The sequence below is a fragment of the Corynebacterium sp. KPL2850 genome (assembly GCF_040225855.1).
Classification (GTDB): domain Bacteria; phylum Actinomycetota; class Actinomycetes; order Mycobacteriales; family Mycobacteriaceae; genus Corynebacterium.
The window spans coordinates 1-19491 of record NZ_JBEHFV010000036.1; the positions used below are offsets into that span (position 1 = coordinate 1).

The window sequence follows — 19491 nt, forward strand, 5'->3', positions numbered from 1 at the left end:
TGGAGCGGATGACGAGACTCGAACTCGCGACCCTCACCTTGGCAAGGTGATGCGCTACCAACTGCGCTACATCCGCATGCGAAACCAGGCCCGGTTTCTAGGACAAAGTCCTTGTGCGCGATACTGGGATTGAACCAGTGACCTCTTCCGTGTCAGGGAAGCGCTCTCCCACTGAGCTAATCGCGCGCTATTCATTTAGTTCCACTTTCCTGTGTGGTGTAACACCCTCAAGAAAAGCGTGGAGCGGATGACGAGACTCGAACTCGCGACCCTCACCTTGGCAAGGTGATGCGCTACCAACTGCGCTACATCCGCATCGCGCCGCAGTGCTTAATGCTTTGCGGTGCGTGAACAAACATTATCGTGCTCCCTGTCAGTTTCCAAATCCCCAGCCCAGCACCCCTATTGCGCGGCGTAAATCACTCACTTATCGGCGCTGTAAATTGCAATGTTGTCATTTAATCCGCAAGCCAGCCTTTCTAGGCATTTCAGCTTTAACCCACATCTTCCACGCCCTCCATCCAGCCAATTAGGAAAATGGAACGCACCGGGTGTAGATTTATCCCCCGCAAGGTCCTATAGCTCAGTGGGAGAGCGTTCCGTTCACACCGGAAAGGTCACTGGTTCAATCCCAGTTAGGACCACCACCGCCCACTTAAGCTTAATTTTCTTCGCTTAGGTGGGCTTTCCCATTCAAGTGGGCTTTTTGTCTTATCTGAGTAAAGTGTCCACTCGTGTTGTGGATACTTTTGGGAATTCTTGCTGGTCTGGTCTTACCGATACAAACGCTGGTCAATACCCGCCTTCGCGCCTCCACCGGTACCCCGTTTTCCTCCTCGATGATTTCCTTCGCCGTGGGAACGGTCACCCTGCTTATCGTGGCCACGGCCATTACCGGCGGGGATTACGGCATTGCGCAGGCTTTTGATGAACCACTCTGGATTTGGTTCGGCGGTTTGCTGGGAGTTGTGGCTCTGACCGGAAATATTCTTCTCTTTCCACACTTAGGCGCGGTACAGACTGTGGTCTTACCTATCGCCGGGCAAGTTATCATGGGTCTCATTGTTGACCACTTCGGGCTCTTCGAATCCCCTCAATCTTCTCTAACCGCATTGCGCGCCATCGGTGCCATTATCGTGCTTGCCGGCGTAATTGCAGTAGTTGCCACCCCGAGCGCAGCAACAAGTAATGAAGATTCCGCGACCGCCCTGTGGCTGTGGCGGCTAGCCGGATTTGTCTTTGGCTGTTTTACCGCTAGCCAATCTGCCATCAACGGCCACCTGGGCCAAGTCACGGGCTCTCCGGTGAGCGCTGCGCTGGTTTCTTTCGCCGTCGGCGTTACCGCCCTGGTCATCGTCAATATCGTGTTGCGCTGGCGCCCGCGCATCGAGCACCCAGAAGGAAAACCCAACCCGTGGTGGATGTGGATAGGCGGTGTATTGGGCGCGCTTTTCATCTTCGGTAACGCCGCCCTCGTTCCACAGATTGGCACCGGCCTCACAGTCGTCGCCGGCCTGCTTGGCTCGATGCTGGGCTCGCTCATCATTGACCGCGTCAGCGGCGCCCCCATTAAATCTCGCCAGGTTCTAGGGATTGCCCTTCTCTTGACCGGCGTGGTGCTTATTAGGCTGGTGTAGCCGCCAGGACGATTCACGTCCCGCACAACCACTACTGGGGTTGCCCGCAAATCGTGGACACGTAGTGGAGCTACCTAGTGGTTAGGCAGCTATTTCTTCTTCGTTTCTGGTTTGGGTGGTGTGGTTCTCGAAATCGACGGGGCTGACCATCCCGAGAGCGGAATGCCGGCGCCGACGGTTGTAGACGACTTCAATCCAGTAGGCAACGGCCTTGCGGGCAGCATCGCGGGTTGGCCAGCGCTTCCGGTCGTAGAACTTAAGTTTTAAGCGTCGACCAGAACGACTCGGCCATCGCGTTATCGAAGCACACCCCGGTACGCCCCACAGACTGAGCAACACCTAGGTTGCGGCACACCTCCCAGAGCTTCTCACTGGTGAATTGGGTTCCCCGGTCGGCGTGAAACACCAGCCCGTCAGGAGCGTCACCACGGAAGCGTGTGCGCCATCCGCAGTGCTCGTTCGACCAAACTTGTATCTTGCACGCTATCCATAGCCCAGCCCAGTACCCTGCGGGAATGACCATCGCGAACTGCGCATAAGTACAACCAACCCTCGCCGGTGCGCAGGTAGGTAATGTCCGACATCCATACCCGGTTGAGCTCGCCGGTATCAAACATGCGCTTTACCAGGTCAGGAAGACTCGACTTACGTTTAGATTGAATCGTTGTCACGGGCACAAAAGCACGCGGTGAAATCCCTTCAATTCCCATCAGGCGCATCCGCTTAGCCACAGTCTTACGATTCACACTGATCTGGTAGCGATCGGCGAGTTCTGCGGTAATCCGCGGAGCACCATAGACCTCATCGGAGTCTTTCCAGATCTGATGAATCTTGCGATCAACATCATCGTAAAAAGATGTCCGATCATCATTACCGGATAAGCGTGGCTGCTGCATATGGGCCCATTTGTAGTATCCAGACCGAGATACCTTCAACAAGCGCGCCATGCGCTTGATACTGTAGTTCGCCTTGCTCTGGCTACATTAATTCGAACTTTTCTGATCGCGTTGCTTTGCGGCGAAGAAGGCTGTCGCTTTTGACAAAAACTCGTTATCCATCTTGGCTTCTGCCAGCTCACGACGCAGACGAGCGTTCTCAGCACGAAGATCCGCCTCGCTTAGCCCATCAGAGGATCCTCGGCGTTGACGCTCATTTTTCACCCACCGGCCTAAAAGGCCAGGTGCGACACCAATTTCTTTGGCTACATGAGCAATCGGGCGTTCTGACTCGATTACTAGGTTTGCGGCTTCACGCCGGTACTCAGGCGTGTATTTCTGGCGTTGTTGACTCACAATGAACATCCTCTCCTACGGACACAAAATCCGCACTAATCGGGTGTCCACCAAACGAGGGTAACCTCACTACACTGGCACAACATGGACATCGCTTCGCTTTTAGGGCCCGAGCCCTCTTACCTACCCGCCCTCCGGGCCAATATGGTTTCTACCCTCACCGGGTCTGCCACCATCAACGACCTTTCTGAGGCCATGGGCAATGACACCGACGGAAAGCTTTTCCAGGCCCTGCGTGGCTGGGCGGACGTTGTTTTTGTGGGTGGGCAAACGGTCAGGTCAGAAGATTATTCGGGAGTAGAGCAACACTCTCCCGATTCGCCTCCCGCTCCCATTGCCGTACCCACGCAAAGCTTGAAGTTTGATCCGAACTCGAAATTTTTAACTCACTTCACCACCGCCCCGCTCTTCCTTGTCCCCCACGCGGCGCTGCAGAACCCGGAGGTCTCCGCGAGGAAAGGTCCTCTTGAGGCGGCGGGCGCAGAGGTAATCGATGCAGGTGAAGGCACCATGCAGGACTACCTCCGCGTATTGCGGGAGCGTGGTTTTCAGCGCATCCTCTGCGAGGGTGGGCCAGGAATGCTCGGCCAGCTGGTGCATATCGATGCCATTGACCAGATGTATTTAACCCTGGATCCCCACCTTTCCACCGGCGTAGAAAAACCCGTGGCTACCTTTCATGGCACGCACTCCCACCGCCGAATGCAGCTAGACAATGTTGCCGCCGATACAGATAGCACGGTGTTTCTGCGGTACTCGCGGGCAGCGGAGCCCGTAGACTAAGAGGTCGTGACTGCTCGAATAAACGCCGCCGCATGGCCTATTGCCGTTCTCCTCGTCATCCAGCGCGTTTTCGTCGTGGCGCGCAATGGAACGTTGACTGATGATTTCACTACGGTCTATAGGGCGCTAAGACGCATAGTCGACGGCATTCCGGTGTATGAGCAGGCGTATAACCATGTGGATCCGTTGTATCTCTACACCCCGGGTGCAACGCTATTCTTATCGCCTTTAGCGTGGCTCGATTTCGGCCTAGCGCGCGGCCTTTTCATCGTGGTCAACGCCCTTGGCATTATTGCGGCACTGGCGCTACTGACCCACGTGGTGGGAAGAAAGCTCAGCTCGCCGGTGTTTCCAGTCTCAATTGCTTTAGCCTTCGCCACTGAATCCGTCACCAATACTTTGGCGTTTACCAATATCAACGGTGCGCTCTTATTCTGCATGGCGCTTTTCCTGTGGGCTTTCTTAGAGGCTGAGCGCACCCCGCAGCTCGCGTGGGTTTCCGGTATAGCCATCGGGCTAGCCATTTTGATTAAGCCCCAATTCGCACCCCTCCTATTCTTGCCTCTGGTCAAACTACAGTGGCGTAACCTCCTCGCGGGGCTTGGGATTCCGATTGTGCTCAATGTCCTCGCGTGGCCGCTCGTACCGGGTGCTAGCGGTTACCTGGACAAGCTGGTGCCCTATCTTTCCACGACCCGCGATTATGCCAACTCATCCTGGGCGGGATTACGCGCCTATGTGGAATTCGGCCCCGTCCTCTACTGGGTGGTGTGGGCAATCTTCGCCGCCTTGGTCGCGTGCGCGGTGCTCGGACTGTTGCGGTGGCGACAATCCGAACCAGTATTTTGGGCACTGACGACGAGTGGCACGATTATGGTTGGGATTTTCTTCTTGTCCTCGCTAGGACAGCAATATTATTCAATGTGGCTATTCCCGCTAATATTCACCGTGCTCCTGCCGCGCTCGGTCTTTCACTCGGTGGGCGCATGGGTGGCTGCGTTCCTATTCTTGGCCCCGGTGACATGGACGTCGCACGCGCATCCCGATGCCGGGCGGTGGATGAACACCTTCTCAGGGACCGTGGGCTGGAGCCTGCTCATCGTCATCATCTTCGCCTGCGTTGCAGGGTGGTGGCGTGCCACGCAAATAAAGGATTAAACTTAAAGTCATGACTGATTTTAAGCTCATTGCTGATGCCGATTGGCAAAAGCGCCTTAGCCCCGAAGAATATTACGTATTGCGCGAAGCAGGCACGGAGCCGCCGCACGTGGGCGAATACACAGATACCACCACAGAGGGTGTCTACTCCTGCAAGGCCTGCGGCGAGGAGCTATTCCGTTCCACCGAGAAGTTTGCTTCCCACTGTGGTTGGCCTTCCTTCTTCTCCCCGCTAGCCGGTGACAAGATTATCGAGCGGGAAGATAATTCCCTGGGCATGCGCCGCGTCGAGGTCCTATGCGCCAACTGCGAGTCCCACTTGGGTCACGTTTTCGAAGGCGAAGGCTACGATACCCCGACTGACCTGCGCTACTGCATTAACTCTATTTCCTTGAACCTGGAAGAAAAGCCCATCGAGGAAAACTAGGATTTCACTACCACGCGCAGTGAGATCAAACTACAGCGCTGGGAGCTCCCTCCAATAAAGGGCGCTCCCAGCGCTGTTTTTATTTCAATCCTCAGGGCAGAACCTGGATGAGTTCTGCGATGTCCTTCACGCGGCGTCCGGTGTGGAATGGAATTTCCTCGCGAACGTGATGGCGGGCTTCGGTATAGCGCATCTTATACATCAGGTCCACAATGCGGTGTAGCTCGTCGGCCTCAAAGGCAAGAACCCACTCATAATCCCCAAGCGCGAATGCCGGCACCGTATTGGCGCGCACGTCGGGGTAGTCGCGTGCCTGCATGCCGTGCTCCATCAAAATGCGGCGACGCTTTTCTTCATCCATCGTGTACCAGTCATACGAACGCACGAATGGGTAGACGGAAATCCACTCCTTGGGCTCTTCCCCCATGATGAAGGAAGGCAGGTGGGATTTATTGAACTCGGCCGGCCGATGCAGGGAATTTCCAATCCACGTTACTTCGCTAACCTGGCCCAAGGTTGTCTCCCGGCGGAAATCGCCGAAGGCTTTCTGGATATCGGAAAATTCCTCGGCGTGCCACCAGATCATGAAGTCCGCAGAATCACGCATCGCGGTCAGATCGTAGACGCCGCGGACAGTGACCTTATTGTCCTTTTCTAGCTCCGCAAAGAATTCTTGGGCTTGGGAGATGATCTCTTCGCGCTCGCTGCCCAGCCCGCCTGGAATCACCTTGAAAACGGCGTGTTGGGAGTATTGCTGTACCTCGTTGAGTTCCTTGAAATCGAGCTTCGCCATTGCCTTCTCCTTTGCAGAAGCTTATTCGAGTATTCGGACATATCCATCATAAGTTCGAGTTACATCGATTGTCATCTCTCCCCCCCCTGTACACCTCCCACTATCGGCGCGCCTCCGCCAGCTCAAGGTAGCGAAACTATAGCTTTATCAAGGTGAGTAATTCCGAATCGACCACGCCCAGCGCCGGTAAGAATGCCGGAGCCAACTCCGGAGATGGCGCAGCCTTTACCTCCCTACGCCGCAACGACGAGGCCCAAGAGCCGACGACGCCACCGGCTTTTACTCAGGCGGTAGAGTCCATGCACGCGACCACTCTTCGCCCAGAAATTAGCCTCGGGTCCATTCGCCCACCGCAGCGGCTAGCGCCCTTTAGCCACGCCATTGGCCTCGAGGTGGGCACGGAAGAGGAGCCCGATATTATCGCCACCGATTCAGATGGTGATGCCTTCGGGCGCCTCATCCTCCTCCATGACCCGGGCGCGGAAGAGGCCTGGGAGGGCGCGATGCGCCTAGTGGCGTATATCCAGGCCGATATGGATGATTCGGTTGCAGGAGATCCGTTGCTTCCGGACGTCGCCTGGCAGTGGCTCAATGAAGGCTTAGAAAAAGAGGGCGCGGAGCTTACCAATCTCGGCGGCACCGTCACCTCCACCGCCTCGGTCCGCTTCGGGGAGATCGGCGGTCCCCCGCGCGCTTATCAGATTGAAATGCGCGCATCGTGGACCGCGGAGGGACTAGATTTAGCGCCGCACGTGCAGGCCTTTGCACAAGTATTAGCCAACGTCGCGGGCCTGCCGCCTGAAGGCGTTACTGAGCTCGGCCGCTAAGATGGTGGAATTTCGGAAGCAGCCGAAAGAGGGTATTCCGAAGGTCTTATCCACCCCGGCGGAATTCGCCGCTGCAGCCAATCAGCTAAAGGCTGGTACTGGGCCCTTTGCCATCGATACCGAACGCGCCTCAGGCTACCGGTACGATGACCGCGCCTTTCTCATCCAGATTCGCCGGCGCGGCGCTGGGACGATGCTTTTTGCCCCAGAAGGCCACCGCGCGGAGTTAACGCAGGCGCTGGCCCCGGTGCTCAATGGGCAGCATTGGATCATTCACGCCGCACCCTCGGATCTCCCCTCTCTTGGGTGGCTCGGGCTTTTTCCCGGCACCCTTTTCGATACGGAATTAGCCGCCCGGTTTGCTGGCTTTCACCGCACCAATTTGGGCGCCATTATCGCGGAGCTTTTGGATGTCCAGTTAGAAAAAGGCCACGGTGACGATGACTGGTCCATCCCGCAGTTGAGTGAAGAAATGCGCGCTTATGCCGCGCTCGATGTCGAGCTCCTGCTGGAACTAGCCACGACGCTGCGCGATATCTTGGCCGAACAAGAAAAGCTGGAGTGGATGCTGGAGGAGTGCGCGGCAATCGTCGCCAAGCATGCACATGACACCTCCCCACAGCCGGGCTCCTGGCGCGATATCAAGGGAGTTTCGAGCTTAAAGAATGGGAAGCAGCGCGCCGCGGCGCAGTCTTTGTGGAATCTGCGCGATGATATTAGCCGGCGAACCGATACCGCACCTGGGCGCGTGCTGCCCAATAAGGTGCTGGTGGAGATAGCCCGGGTTTTGCCCAGCACGCAGCCGCAGCTCACCCGCATCAAGGGGTTTCCGCGCCGGCGCAAGGGTGCCGCGCAGCGCTGGTTGCGGGCGGTGCAGCAGTCCCAGAAAGTTCCACCGCGGGGGCGCCCGGGTGCGCTCCGTGAGGAAAGAACCGTCCCCTCCAAATCGGTGTGGTCAAGGGAGTATCCAGAACTGTGGGAGGAGTATCAGCAAGTCCGCGCCGCCGTTGGGGACATCGCCGAAGAGCTCGGGCTACCACCGGAGCTGCTACTTCGCCCCGCTACCCTCCGCGCCACAGTGTGGGCGACCATTGGCGGGAGCGGAACCATCAGCCAACCGGATGACGTGCCCGCCTTCCTAGAACGCGAAGGCGCGCGGTCATGGCAGGTCAACCTCGTTTCCCCGGCATTGATCGCGAGCCTATTTTCCCAGCCGCACTAATCGGTGAGGTTTTCTACCCACTCGGTAATCGATGCAGCAATGAGCTCTGGGCTTAGGCCAAACTCTTCCAAAACCTCGCCGCGGGAGCCGTGCTTGGGGAAATACCCAGGAACGCCGAGGCGCCGCACGGGGGTATCCACCTCGGCCGCGCCAAGGGCCTCAGCAATCATGGACCCGATGCCGCCGCGAATGAGGCCATCTTCTACCGTCACCACCAGATCGTGATCTGCCGCCATAGCGATAACGGAACTAGCCACCGGCGCGACCCACCGCGGGTCAATAACCGTGACGTTAAGCCCCTGCTTCTCCAGCTCTTGCGCGGCCTTAATGCTCCGTGCGGACATTGCACCGATAGAAACGATGAGGACCTCGGGGGTATCTTCGCCCGCGTCGGCCTCGCCGTAGTAGAGGATATCGACGCCATCGGCAAGCGTATCCACGGCTTCCATATCGGGCAGCAAGTTTCCCTTGGGGAACCGGACGACCGAGGGCCCAGAATCAATGTCCAGCGACTCGTGGAAGAGCTCGCGCAGGCGCGCACCATCGCGCGGGGCAGCGATGTGCATGCCAGGGACAATGCTCATTAAGGACATATCCCAAATTCCGTTGTGGGAGGCGCCATCAGAGCCCGTCACACCGGCGCGGTCCAGCACGATGGTCACCGGCAGCTTGAGCAAGGCAATATCCATGATCACTTGATCCACGGCCCTATTCAGGAACGTGGAATACACAGCCACCACGGGGTGCATGCCGCCCAAAGCCAAACCAGAGGCAGAGGCCATCGCGTGCTGCTCGGCGATGCCCACGTCAAAGAACCGATCCGGGAAGCGTTCCTGGAAGGGAGCTAGCCCCGTAGGTCCCGCCATGGCTGCGGTGATTGCAACGATGTCATCGCGTTTTTCCGCCGCCGCGATCAATTCTTCAGAAAATGCGGCCGTCCACCCCGGCTGCTTGGTGCCCTTGGCAACGCCGGTTACTGGGTCGATGGCACCCGTCGAGTGCATCTGATCCTTCGGCTCATTGACCGCAGGCGCAAACCCGTGGCCCTTTTCCGTGACCACATGCACGATAATGGGACCCTCATAATCGCGGGCATAGGAAAGCGCATGCACCAAGCCATCGATGTCATGGCCGTAGATGGGGCCAATATATTTAATGCCCAGCTCAGGGAAAATCTCCGTGGGCAAGACGGTGGACTTGACGCCTTCTTTCATGGCATGGAGCGCATCAAAGGCGCGCTCGCCTACCCACCCCATGGATTTCAGGCGGCGTTTGCCCTGCTCCATGAGCTCATCGTAACCATGCTGGGAACGAATGCGCCCCAGGTTTTCAGAAATGCCGCCAATCGTGGGCGAATAGCTACGTCCGTTGTCATTGACCACGATGACCGCATTGCGCTTTTTATCTTCAGAGATATTATTGAGCGCTTCCCAGCACATGCCGCCGGTAAGCGCGCCATCGCCGACGATGCCGATGACGTTGCGGTGGCCTTCCCCGCGAATCTTGAAGGCCTTAGAGAGTCCATCCACGGTCGAAAGCGAGGCGGAAGCATGCGAGGATTCCGTCCAGTCATGCTCGGACTCACCGCGGTCCGTATAACCGGACAGGCCGCCCTTTTGGCGCAGGGTATCGAATTGGGCCGTGCGGCCTGTCAGCATTTTGTGCACATAAGACTGGTGGGAGGTATCAAAGATGATGGGCTCGCGCGGGGAATCAAAGACCCGGTGCAGCGCAATGGTCAATTCCACCACGCCCAAATTGGGCCCCAAGTGCCCGCCTGTCACCGATACCTTATCGATGAGGCGCTGGCGAATATCCGCCGCAAGTTCCTCCAACTTTTCTGCAGGCAGTGCCTTCAGGTCTTGCGGCGAGTTTATGGTATCCAAGATAGTCATGGAGCGGCCTTCAACTCCTTCTGTGCTTAGTTCTTCCTATCCACCGTACCCGTGGTCCGTATTTTCTTTTATATCGGCTCATTACTTCAGGCGAGGTATTTTCGCGTTAAACGGAACTCTGCGCCGGCTTATCTGCTTCCTTATCTGGGGTAATAAGAGAGATAACCTCAAAGTGATGGGTGCCAGGAAAGGCATTGATTAGCGCCATTTTCTCAGGCTTGTACCCAGCGCTGTGCCACAGGGATAGATCGCGGGCAAAGGTTGCGGGATCGCAGCCCACATGCACCACGGCCTGCGGCTTTGCCTCCGCCACGGCGCGGATAACCTGCTCGCCCGCCCCGGTTCGCGGCGGATCGAGCACCACGGCACCAGGTTGGGGCAATTGCGCAGCAACCTGTTCTACCTTCGCGGATTTGACTGCAATATCGATATCGCGCAGCCCCGGCTGCGTAGACGCCGTTGCCGCGGGCGAATAGTCCACGGAAATGACTTTTCCACCGGTGGCTTCTGATAGCGCGGGCGCGAATAGTCCGACGCCGCCGTACAAATCCCAGGCAATCTTCTGCTGGTAATTCCGGCCGGCCAGCCACTGCCCCGCCACAGCGCTATAAAGTTCCGGCGCCGCCACATGCGCTTGCCAAAAGGCCGTGGCAGGGAAGGAAAACTCGCGGCCATTGACGTATTCGACCACGGTGCCAGAGCCCTCGATGACCTCGCGAATGGTCTCCACGCGCCTGCCCCGCGGTGCCTTGCGCGTTTCCACCACATGCCGGTTACCCGCGCCATCGAGAACCGCGACGATTTCGGCCCCCGGGGTAAAACGCCGCGCGCCGTCGCCTACCAAACCATCAATCAGGCCATCTGCTAGTTGGGTACAACCGACAGAAGTCACCAGCTCATTCGAGCGGTACTTCCGCAATCCGGCGCGGCCTTGCTTGTCGACGCCCAACCTGACCCTCGTCCGCCAGCCCCGTACCGGCGGCAGGTCGTGTTGTTCAATAGTGAGGGACTCGAGCCCTTCTATGCCGCTACGGCGCAGCTGTTCGCGGAGAACGTCCATCTTGATGTCTAGTTCCGCTGCGGGATCCAACTCTGCAAAATCGCAGCACCCAGCACCAAGCTCCGCGGCGGGGCAACTACTGGGTACGCGCAGAGCCCCTGCGGTGACGATGCTATCGAGTTCGCCCTTGATAAAGGACTTTTTCACCTTACCGGCGGTTGCGCGAACCGTGTCCCCCGGAAAAGCCCGGGGAACGAAGACGACGCGCCCGTCTGAGGCGTGGCCGATGCCAAGTCCACCATGGGCCATGCGGTCAATGGTGACCTCCAGGGTGTCTCCGCGAGATAGAGCGGACTCATTCATTTTCTGCCTCGAACTCTTGTGTACTGCGATCTGAACTTGTGGCAAGCCCGGCATTTTCTGCCGCTTCTACCGCGGCATCTGCGCGGCGCACCATCCACACGGTCAATGCGGTCACCAATAGCGTCAAGGGCCAGCCCATGACGATCCTGGTAATGCCCAAGGCGGTCGTCTCCCCGGCATCATAAATCGCCCGCTGGATGATAAACCGCGCTAAGAAGATAACGGCCCACCCGGCGGTGGCAATGGAATAGGCCCTGCGCGCAAGCTTTACCTTCTGCCAGGCCATATCATCGCCGTTCAAGCCCTTCCAGATAACGCCAACGGCCGGCCACCGGAAGAGAATTGATAGCGACGCGGCGATAAACAGGGCCAGTGACATCCAAATGCCGTATAGGAAGTAGCCTTTGGCATCGCCGGTAAACCAGGCGATGGCGGCGCAAATGGCCACCCCGATAAGGCCAGAGATGGCCGGCTGAATGGTCTGTTTGCGAACGATGCGCCATATGGCGATCACTACCGCCACACCCAGCGCGGAGATGAGCGCCGGGGTTAGGCCGTAAAGGCTATTAACTGGAATAAGGACGACGATGGGCAAGGTGGCCGCAACCAGTCCGGGAAGGCCTCCCATTTGTTCCAACAGAGTTGGCTCAGTATCGCGGTCCTGGTCGTCGCCTAGCTGTGGAGCCTGCGGCTCCGGCAAAGAGTTACTCACGTAGCGTTCTGCTTTACTTACTTATCGGTATCGGGGTTAGACCCCTTGTCTTTGTCATGTGCGGGAGATTCATTGTTCCCCTTGGGTGGCTGCGCGCCCAAATCGCGCAGTTGCTGTTCGGCTTCCGCCTCAGCTGCGGGATCGGGGCCGCCTACCCCGTTTTCTGGGTGACCTTGGGCCGCCTGCCCCTGGGAATTTGCGCCTGATTGGTCCTGCTGACGCTTTTCCATGGCTTGTTTGACCTGCTCCACCAGCTGCTTGGGCATGATGACCGGCAGTGCATTGCCCGCCAAAATGGGATCTTCACCGCGGTAGACAAAGGTTCGCGATGCTACGTCGCGCGCGATCTGCGCTAAATCTTCTTCAAGGCCGGTAGGTGCTGCAAGAGTTAAGCGCAGCATCCACCGCGGGCCTTCGGCGCCAATGACGCGCAGTTGGCCGTTGTCATTTTTGCCAACGATTTCCAGCCCCCAAGGGCCTTGCTCCGTGGTGACGGATAGCCCATCGCGGCTCATGCCTTCCTTGATTTCTTCCACGGATTCAGCCCACTGGCCAGGCTTGCGTGGAGCTGCGAAGGCAACGGGAGTAATACGGCCCGCCTTGGTGACAATGTGCAGCATCTTCGGGCCTTGTTCGCCCATTTCTACCTGGACCTGGGAATCCTTGGGCAGCGGAATGCGCATCGAGCCAAGGTCAAGGATGCCGATGGAAGAATCAGAAAAGTCAAAGTCTTCGATATTGACGGAATCGCCATCGAAGGGCCCGGTTTCGCCGTTCACGGCATCGTGGGCAAACTCCGTTGGCACCTGTCCCGATGCTGCGGCGGCATCGGCAGCCGTATCTTTTACGGATTCAAAAGAATTCGAGTCAGCCGAAGCCGATCCTGCGGAATCAGCAGCAGGCTCTTGCGACTGCGACTGCTGAGAGTTCTCCGGCTCTTCCTTTCGGCCGTCATCGTTTTTCTTTTTTCCAAATGGCCAAATGCCCATTTTTTAATCCTTCCTATACCCCGGTTGATCCGTAGCCGCCGGTACCGCGGTCGGTCTCATCCAAGTCTTCTACTTCGCTAAAATCCATTAGTTCTACACGCTGTACCACGAGTTGAGCGATGCGCATGCCGCGCTCTATCTCGATCGGGGTGTGGGGATCGTGGTTAATCAGGCACACCTTGATCTCCCCGCGGTAGTCAGCATCCACGGTACCCGGCGTATTGACAATGGACAGCCCGTGTTTGGCTGCTAGGCCGGACCGCGGATGGATTAATCCCACGGTGCCGAGCGGTAAGGCCATGGCGATACCGGTGCCGACAAGGGCGCGTTCGCCAGGCTGGAGAGTAAGCGCCTCGGCGGCGTAGAGATCGGCGCCGGCGTCGCCCCGATGCGCCCGAAATGGCATCGGGAGCCCTTTATCGAGGCGCTTAATTTTTACGTCTCCTACTGGCGTTTGTTCCTGCGGTAGCGAATTCGAATCAGTCACTTAGCCAATCCTACCTGCCCCAGTCGGTTCATTCTGTGCCTGGAGTGGACTAGAATGCCTAGGCGTGTCTGATATTTCTGCTCCTCAACCCGCTGCCCCGAAAGTGTTGTATCGCGAACGCCAGTGGGTGCCGTGGTACTTCTGGATTTTTGCAGCAATCGTTGTGGCTTTAACCTCAGCCACGGCCGGACTTAACCGCTCTGTGTGGTGGACCATCATTCCCGCAGTCCTGCTCGGCGCCATCGCTATCTGGGTCCTCATCACGTGGTCTGGGACCGTTGTGCAGGTAGAACAAGATGAAGATGGAACGCGGTGGCTGCTCGTCAAGGATGCACAGTTGCCCAATGAGGTTGTCTCTCGTTCGATTACCGTTCCAAAGTCTGCGCGCCATAACGCACTGGGCCCGCAATTCGATCCGGCCGCATTCCTGGTCTCTCATGCGTGGATTGACGAGCACGCCATGATGGTCCTCAATGATCCGGAGGATGACACCCCATATTGGCTCATTGCCTCGAAAGATCCAGACCAACTGCTCCGCGCCTTCCTGCCGGAGCAGCACGCAAAAGGTTCGTAGATTCTAGGGAATCGCTGCTTTTTAGAAGGCGTCACCTGTGAGAGTGCCGTTGGTGTTTTCGTTGCTACTGCATCCCCCGAGCAAGCCCGAAAGATAGAATTAAAAAAGAATTTCGGTCGCACCTTACGCGGGTTCTTGTACTGTCTGTGAACAGTTGGACTAGGAGGAGATCTCAATGGGTTTCGGAGGAGCTCTACGCAGAACTCAGAAAGATGGGAAACCCTGAATACCTCCGTGGTGGTTTTCCTTTGTGCTACTGCCACTAATGGTCATCGCTGAATTCTATGTCAGTCAAGTAACTGGTTGGCGTGGAGTGTCCTCATCAAGCGTAGAGGGGGTGGCCTGGAGCGAAGTAAGCTCTGACGGCATCTTCCTTCACGTAGTGGGGTACATGGCTTTTTACTTCGTTCTAGTCTTGCCCATCTTCCTGGGTCGTAGATACCTATGGGAGAAACGGCAGAAGCAAGGCAGCGTACCGGATGGAAAGAGCAAAGACGAGCAGCCCTAGATAGAACCGGATGACTGAGAGGATTTACCGCCCTCAGAAAGTAGAGGCCCCAGGGAGTTAGGTCCCACGCACATTGGGTGTCTGCTAGACAAGGAAACTTCAAACCCCGCCGCGTTTACCATTGCAAACTGCGGCGGGGTGAATCTTTATTTGGATTGTGCGCAATATCGACTAGCTAGGCCAATACCGGCTGCTTAGGCACAATCCTTACAGATGGGCATGCCATCTTCTTCGTGCGAATAACGCTTATTGGACTGGACCAAAAAGCAGGATCCGCAGGTAAATTCGTCTTCTTGACGGGGAACGACCTGTACGTTGAGTTCCTCGCCGGTCAGGTCAACTGATGGCGGTTGGAATGCTTCGACGATTTCGCCATCGTCATCCATGCCGTTGCTTTCGGGTTCAGCTGCTTTCAGTCCCTCTAAAGAGTCAGTTTCAAGTTCTTCTTCTGCGCCGCGGCGCGGTGCGTCATAATCGGTGGCCATAATACACGCCCCTATTAGTCGAGTTGCTTTAGGAATAGTTGTTTATCGATCGCGCATAGTAAAGGACAAACACCGATATGTCATCCTGCTGCTAAAAATTTCTTAGACCCTTCACCCCCGCATCGCCCCCTTAGCGCCATGTGCTGCCAAAAGTTCCTCAAATGCGGGTGCCAAATTCACCCCCGCGGCCCACGTTAATTCGCCATCAGCGGACCCCTTGTCCAGTCCTGGGTGATGAACTTTAGCTCCTGCCTCGCGAGCGATGAGAGCACCGGCAGCAAAATCCCAGGCGTTAATTCCGTGCTCGAAATAAGCGTCAACGCTCCCCTCTGCCACGCGGCACAAATCAAGGGCGGCTGCGCCGATGCGGCGAATATCGCGGACCTGCGGCAACAATTTAGTCAGCAATTCCGCCTGTTGCTTGCGCCGCTGTGCGTCGTAACCAAATCCCGTCGCTACCAAGGAAAGCGCCGGATCGTCTTGCTCACCGCACCGTAGCGAAGACCGCGTGCCATCCGTAGTGGCAACCGTGGCGCCCGCTCCTGCCGCGGCGGCATACACCTGCCGCCGCACCACATTGACCACTGCACCCGCTACCAAGCGGCCGTCGTATTCCGCGCCAATCGAGACCGCATAGTACGGAATGCCGTAAAGGAAATTGACGGTTCCGTCGATGGGGTCCACGATCCACCGCACCCCAGTCGTCCCGTCGAAGCTTGCGCCTTCCTCACCCAACAGGCCATCTCCAGGGCGGATTTCCCTGATCGTACGCGTAATAAACTCCTCGGTGGCGGTATCGACCTCCGTAACCGGGTCGACGGCGCTCGATTTTGTCTGAGTATGTGCAGCAATACCGTCTCCAGCAACCAACTCTGCACGGCGTGCGCGAATAAGTTCAGCCGCACGCATTGCGGTAGATTCCGCAAAATCTCGCAGCTGCAGAAAATCTATGTCATGATCCATGCCAACCATTGTGCCTTCTTCTACACTTGCGAGCATGACTACTCATACTGGCCACTCATTTGGCGTCGATATCGGCGGCTCCGGCATTAAGGGCGCCGAAGTCGACCTCAATAACGGTGAATTCGTGGGCCCACGGCTGAAGATCCCCACCCCACAGCCGTCCACGCCACATGAGGTAGCCACGGTGGTAGCCCAAATTGTGCGCGAAAAAGAATGGGACAAGCCCGTCGGCATAACCTTGCCCTCGGTGGTGTCCAACCACACGGTGCACTCCGCTGCCAATATCTCACCTGAGTGGGTAGGAGTGGATACCACCGAGTTGTTTTCGCGCTATTTAGACGTAGATTTTGTCGTCTTGAATGATGCCGATGCCGCAGGCCTTGCGGAAGTCGCATATGGAAACGAGTTGGCTAAAACCGGACCAGTCATCTTTTTGACACTTGGAACCGGCATCGGATCGGCCTTTTTCCTCAATGGGCAGCTCTTCCCCAATACTGAGCTCGGCCACCTCACGGTGGGAACTGACGAGGCCGAGGCGATTGCATCCTCCGCAGCCAAAGAACGCGAAGGGTTGAAGTACAAGGAGTGGGCGGTTCGGCTCAATCGCGTGCTGGAAGAATACGAGAAATTATTTAACCCGCAAGCTTTCCTCCTCGGGGGTGGCATATCTCGCAAATTCCACAAATGGGGACCCCACTTAACCATTGATACCCCCGTTATGCCTGCACAACTGCAAAATCGTGCAGGTATTGTAGGTGCAGCAATGGCTATATTGGAAGGCCTAGAGCCATAAAATCACCGTTGCGATAACCCTATCTACCGGCATTGTGCAAAAATCGCCTATACTGGGCGGTCGATCCAAAATTGCATGGCTCTCGGGCGTGTCTGACCTGCATAAGGCCTACACACGCTAGCATTTCATAATGCTATTGCCACCCTGTGCGGGTGCGGTGAGCTATTTCCATCAAGTAGTAAGTCGAAAGGGCGTACGTGGCAGCCACTGATTCTTCAGACCAGGCACTCGGCGAGGACGACAAGTCAGTCGAGGCATCTACTCCTGCAAAGAAGACCGCCAAAAAGACGGCAAAGAAAACGGCGAAGAAAACCGCCAAGAAGACAGCTAAAAAGACGGCGAAAAAGACTGCCAAGAAAACGGCTAAGAAGACCGCCAAGAAGTCGGCGAAGAAATCAGCCAAGAAAGCTGTCAAGAAGACCGTGCGAACTTCCGCGGCGGAACCGCAAGAGTCCCCCGCAAACTCTGCGGAGAAAACACCGTCCGAGGCTGAGGACGCAGAGGAACAGCTCGATCCCACTGAGCAAGACGTCCCTGCGGATGACGCCGACTTCGACCCAACCCACGAGGACATCGAAGAAGATGAATTCGATGCCCCTACTGACTTGGATGAAGACGATATTCAGGAAGAGTTGGGCGAAGAAGAAGACGAGGAAGAAGCAGAAGATACGTCCTCAGTCTGGGACGAGGAAGAATCCGTCGCCCTGCGCCAGGCGCGCAAGGATGCTCAACTGACCGCCTCCGCCGACTCCGTGCGCGCGTACCTCAAGCAGATCGGTAAGGTTGCCCTGCTTAATGCGGAGCAGGAGGTCTCTTTGGCAAAGCGCATTGAGGCCGGCCTGTACGCGCAGCACCGCATGGACGAGATGGAAAAGGCTCGCGCGGAGGGCGATAAGGCTGCCAAGCTCTCCCCCATGGAAAAGCGCGACTTGCGCAGCATCGCAAGGGACGGGCGCAAGGCTAAAAACCACCTGTTGGAGGCCAACCTTCGCCTGGTGGTCTCCTTGGCCAAGCGCTACACCGGCCGCGGCATGGCTTTCTTGGACCTTATTCAGGAAGGCAACTTGGGCCTTATCCGTGCGGTGGAAAAGTTCGATTACACCAAGGGCTATAAGTTCTCTACCTACGCCACGTGGTGGATTCGCCAGGCTATTACCCGCGCCATGGCTGACCAGGCCCGCACCATCCGCATCCCGGTGCACATGGTGGAAGTCATCAACAAGCTGGGCCGCATCCAGCGCGAGCTGCTGCAGGACTTGGGCCGCGAGCCCACCCCGCAGGAGCTCGCGAAGGAAATGGACATCACCGAAGAAAAGGTGATGGAGATTCAGCAGTATGCGCGTGAGCCCATCTCGCTGGACCAGACCATCGGTGATGAGGGCGATTCCCAATTGGGTGACTTCATCGAGGACTCTGAGGCCGTCATCGCCGTCGATGCCGTGTCCTTCACCTTGCTGCAGGACCAGCTCCAGGACGTGCTGACGACGTTGTCCGAGCGCGAAGCCGGCGTCGTGCGCCTGCGCTTCGGGCTTACCGATGGCATGCCGCGCACTTTAGACGAGATTGGTCAGGTCTACGGCGTTACCCGCGAGCGTATCCGCCAAATCGAGTCCAAGACGATGTCGAAGCTGCGCCACCCGTCGCGCTCGCAGGTCCTGCGTGACTACTTGGACTAGTTGCATGTAGCCCTTGCGAAAAGGGAGAGCGGCGAGGAGATTACGTATCCCTCGCCGCTTTTGATCTAAGCTCCTACAGGATGGACTGTAGAAGAGCCGCCGAAAGCACGACAACTGTTGCCGCGCTTATAGGAACCTGCGGGATTCCCTCTACGGCGAGCATCGAAGGCGAACACAACTTCTCTCGTGAGATCTTCCCCGTCTACGCCGACGCGGAATTCGTGAAGTAAGAGCCGGCCTTGGGCCGGCTCCATAAGCATCCGCATGAGGCGCGTAGTAGGAACTTGCCGGTGTTGCCATACCGATTCGCTGGATTTGGTTGGTTCAGGGTTTTGCGCTTTCACGGGAACTTAGCTGCGTTCCACCTCAACCGCTATCCAACCAGTCAGGGCACGAAACCACCACGGGCGGGCCATTTACCCCTCATATCATGGCACCCGTGGAAGTACTCTTGACTTACTCGTCGAGTCCCTGAGCGATACCGTCTGCAATCTGGTCGACAAGGGCAGAGTCACCAGCTTCTCCGCTGACGGTGACTGACGCGCCATGAGGCGCGCCGAGAGACATCAGCATCATTGCTGAATCTGCTTCAGCGTCCTCACCATCGTAAGTAATGACGATGTCACCGTCTGCCGTCGCCGCCATTTCAGCGACTTTTGAAGCGGGCCGGGCATGCAGGCCCGCTGCGTCCGCAACAGTGACGGTTCGCTTATATGACTCTCCCGTTTCTGATGTTGCACTCGCAGTGCTTTCGTCAGTTGTCGCCGAGCGGGAAGAATTCGATGCGACAAAGATATCAATGGCCTGTGCTGCTGCCGTGGCTACGGCGGCAAGGTCATCTCCTTGTTGCGCAGACGTAGCCGCGGCAATGGCGGCCTCCACCAACGGTGCATCAACGAAAGTCACC

At 57.2% G+C, this 19491-nt stretch carries 18 protein-coding genes, 4 tRNA genes and 1 pseudogene; 10 read left to right on the forward strand and 13 right to left on the reverse strand.

What is annotated here, in order from left to right; genetic code table 11:
* The 3 genes from ABRP93_RS10305 to ABRP93_RS10315 all read right to left on the reverse strand — a co-directional run bounded on the left by ABRP93_RS10305 (position 1) and on the right by ABRP93_RS10315 (position 315).
* A tRNA-Gly gene (locus tag ABRP93_RS10305) sits at positions 1–76 on the reverse strand.
* Between the two features lie 38 nt (positions 77–114).
* A tRNA-Val gene (locus ABRP93_RS10310) sits at positions 115–186 on the reverse strand.
* 53 nt (positions 187–239) lie between these two features.
* A tRNA-Gly gene (locus tag ABRP93_RS10315) sits at positions 240–315 on the reverse strand.
* A gap of 257 nt (positions 316–572) precedes the next feature.
* Here ABRP93_RS10315 and ABRP93_RS10320 point away from each other — a divergent pair.
* Positions 573–647, forward strand: a tRNA-Val gene (locus tag ABRP93_RS10320).
* An 87-nt stretch (positions 648–734) separates the two neighbouring features.
* A complete protein-coding gene (locus tag ABRP93_RS10325; protein WP_349853703.1) occupies positions 735–1637 on the forward strand; it encodes a DMT family transporter in 903 nt (300 codons plus the stop codon).
* A gap of 81 nt (positions 1638–1718) precedes the next feature.
* Here ABRP93_RS10325 and ABRP93_RS11720 read toward each other — a convergent pair.
* Positions 1719–2938 (reverse strand): annotated as a pseudogene (locus ABRP93_RS11720) (IS3 family transposase).
* Positions 2939–3013: 75 nt separating this feature from the next.
* Between ABRP93_RS11720 and ABRP93_RS10345 the strand changes: the two are divergent.
* The 3 genes from ABRP93_RS10345 to msrB are packed head-to-tail and all read left to right on the forward strand — an operon-like array spanning position 3014 to position 5297.
* On the forward strand, positions 3014–3712 hold the full coding sequence (locus ABRP93_RS10345; protein ID WP_349887871.1) for a dihydrofolate reductase family protein: 699 nt from the start codon (positions 3014–3016) through the stop codon (positions 3710–3712).
* A 6-nt stretch (positions 3713–3718) separates the two neighbouring features.
* Positions 3719–4870, forward strand: coding sequence for a glycosyltransferase family 87 protein (locus ABRP93_RS10350; protein ID WP_349863682.1), 1152 nt, complete (start codon positions 3719–3721; stop codon positions 4868–4870).
* Positions 4871–4880: 10 nt separating this feature from the next.
* Positions 4881–5297 carry a peptide-methionine (R)-S-oxide reductase MsrB gene (msrB, locus tag ABRP93_RS10355; protein ID WP_023022629.1) on the forward strand — a complete coding sequence of 139 codons (417 nt, stop codon included), beginning with the start codon at positions 4881–4883 and terminating at the stop codon, positions 5295–5297.
* A 91-nt stretch (positions 5298–5388) separates the two neighbouring features.
* On the opposite strand, the gene hemQ is transcribed toward msrB, so the two are convergent.
* On the reverse strand, positions 5389–6090 hold the full coding sequence (hemQ, locus tag ABRP93_RS10360; protein WP_349887872.1) for a hydrogen peroxide-dependent heme synthase: 702 nt from the start codon (positions 6088–6090) through the stop codon (positions 5389–5391).
* Between the two features lie 152 nt (positions 6091–6242).
* Here hemQ and ABRP93_RS10365 point away from each other — a divergent pair, with 152 nt between their 5' ends.
* Both ABRP93_RS10365 and ABRP93_RS10370 read left to right on the forward strand, forming a co-directional pair.
* The gene (locus tag ABRP93_RS10365) at positions 6243–6917 is read left to right on the forward strand and encodes a DUF3000 domain-containing protein (RefSeq protein ID WP_349887873.1); all 675 of its coding nucleotides are present in this window, start codon (positions 6243–6245) and stop codon (positions 6915–6917) included.
* Between the two features lies 1 nt (position 6918).
* Complete coding sequence (locus ABRP93_RS10370; protein ID WP_349887874.1) at positions 6919–8139, forward strand: HRDC domain-containing protein; 1221 nt, start codon at positions 6919–6921, stop codon at positions 8137–8139.
* Here ABRP93_RS10370 and dxs read toward each other — a convergent pair.
* From dxs to dut, 5 genes are all read right to left on the reverse strand, one after another.
* A complete protein-coding gene (dxs, locus tag ABRP93_RS10375) occupies positions 8136–10034 on the reverse strand; it encodes a 1-deoxy-D-xylulose-5-phosphate synthase (protein ID WP_349887875.1) in 1899 nt (632 codons plus the stop codon). The genes ABRP93_RS10370 and dxs overlap by 4 nt on opposite strands.
* Positions 10035–10140: 106 nt before the next feature.
* Positions 10141–11397 (reverse strand): class I SAM-dependent RNA methyltransferase, encoded by a 1257-nt coding sequence (locus ABRP93_RS10380; RefSeq protein ID WP_023022639.1) that lies wholly within the window; start codon positions 11395–11397, stop codon positions 10141–10143.
* Positions 11390–12097, reverse strand: a complete 708-nt coding sequence (locus tag ABRP93_RS10385) for a DUF3159 domain-containing protein (protein ID WP_005278951.1) — start codon at positions 12095–12097, stop codon at positions 11390–11392. The genes ABRP93_RS10380 and ABRP93_RS10385 overlap by 8 nt, the downstream gene beginning before the upstream one ends.
* A gap of 29 nt (positions 12098–12126) precedes the next feature.
* Positions 12127–13098 (reverse strand): DUF3710 domain-containing protein, encoded by a 972-nt coding sequence (locus ABRP93_RS10390; RefSeq protein ID WP_349887876.1) that lies wholly within the window; start codon positions 13096–13098, stop codon positions 12127–12129.
* A gap of 13 nt (positions 13099–13111) precedes the next feature.
* Positions 13112–13585: a dUTP diphosphatase gene (gene dut, locus ABRP93_RS10395; protein ID WP_023022645.1), complete on the reverse strand. Its 474-nt coding sequence runs from the start codon at positions 13583–13585 to the stop codon at positions 13112–13114.
* 103 nt (positions 13586–13688) lie between these two features.
* On the opposite strand from dut, the gene ABRP93_RS10400 reads away from it, so the two are divergent.
* The gene (locus tag ABRP93_RS10400; protein WP_023022647.1) at positions 13689–14159 is read left to right on the forward strand and encodes a DUF3093 domain-containing protein; all 471 of its coding nucleotides are present in this window, start codon (positions 13689–13691) and stop codon (positions 14157–14159) included.
* 702 nt (positions 14160–14861) lie between these two features.
* On the opposite strand, the gene ABRP93_RS10405 is transcribed toward ABRP93_RS10400, so the two are convergent.
* Together ABRP93_RS10405 and ABRP93_RS10410 are read right to left on the reverse strand one after the other, a co-directional pair.
* Positions 14862–15152 carry a DUF4193 domain-containing protein gene (locus ABRP93_RS10405; RefSeq protein WP_023022651.1) on the reverse strand — a complete coding sequence of 97 codons (291 nt, stop codon included), beginning with the start codon at positions 15150–15152 and terminating at the stop codon, positions 14862–14864.
* A 111-nt stretch (positions 15153–15263) separates the two neighbouring features.
* Entirely contained in the window at positions 15264–16151 is an 888-nt protein-coding gene (locus ABRP93_RS10410; RefSeq protein ID WP_502879662.1) for an inositol monophosphatase family protein, read from the reverse strand.
* Here ABRP93_RS10410 and ppgK point away from each other — a divergent pair.
* Positions 16150–16908, forward strand: coding sequence for a polyphosphate--glucose phosphotransferase (ppgK, locus tag ABRP93_RS10415; RefSeq protein ID WP_349887878.1), 759 nt, complete (start codon positions 16150–16152; stop codon positions 16906–16908). The two genes, ABRP93_RS10410 and ppgK, sit on opposite strands and share 2 nt — an antisense overlap.
* Before the next feature lie 197 nt (positions 16909–17105).
* A complete protein-coding gene (locus tag ABRP93_RS10420; protein WP_349887879.1) occupies positions 17106–18584 on the forward strand; it encodes an RNA polymerase sigma factor in 1479 nt (492 codons plus the stop codon).
* Between the two features lie 456 nt (positions 18585–19040).
* On the opposite strand, the gene ABRP93_RS10425 is transcribed toward ABRP93_RS10420, so the two are convergent.
* The coding region (locus ABRP93_RS10425) for an HPr family phosphocarrier protein (RefSeq protein WP_349887880.1) at positions 19041–19491 on the reverse strand (451 nt) is incomplete at its 5' end.

Bases quoted from the DNA above. Each gene is read 5' to 3' on its own strand.
- ABRP93_RS10345 (WP_349887871.1), top strand. From the start codon at position 3,014: ATGGACATCGCTTCGCTTTTAGGGCCCGAGCCCTCTTACCTACCCGCC.
- msrB (WP_023022629.1), top strand. From the start codon at position 4,881: ATGACTGATTTTAAGCTCATTGCTGATGCCGATTGGCAAAAGCGCCTT.
- hemQ (WP_349887872.1), bottom strand. From the start codon at position 6,090: ATGGCGAAGCTCGATTTCAAGGAACTCAACGAGGTACAGCAATACTCC.
- ABRP93_RS10370 (WP_349887874.1), top strand. From the start codon at position 6,919: ATGGTGGAATTTCGGAAGCAGCCGAAAGAGGGTATTCCGAAGGTCTTA.
- dxs (WP_349887875.1), bottom strand. From the start codon at position 10,034: ATGACTATCTTGGATACCATAAACTCGCCGCAAGACCTGAAGGCACTG.
- ABRP93_RS10380 (WP_023022639.1), bottom strand. From the start codon at position 11,397: ATGAATGAGTCCGCTCTATCTCGCGGAGACACCCTGGAGGTCACCATT.
- ABRP93_RS10390 (WP_349887876.1), bottom strand. From the start codon at position 13,098: ATGGGCATTTGGCCATTTGGAAAAAAGAAAAACGATGACGGCCGAAAG.
- ABRP93_RS10405 (WP_023022651.1), bottom strand. From the start codon at position 15,152: ATGGCCACCGATTATGACGCACCGCGCCGCGGCGCAGAAGAAGAACTT.
- ppgK (WP_349887878.1), top strand. From the start codon at position 16,150: ATGACTACTCATACTGGCCACTCATTTGGCGTCGATATCGGCGGCTCC.
- ABRP93_RS10410 (WP_502879662.1), bottom strand. From the start codon at position 16,151: ATGCTCGCAAGTGTAGAAGAAGGCACAATGGTTGGCATGGATCATGAC.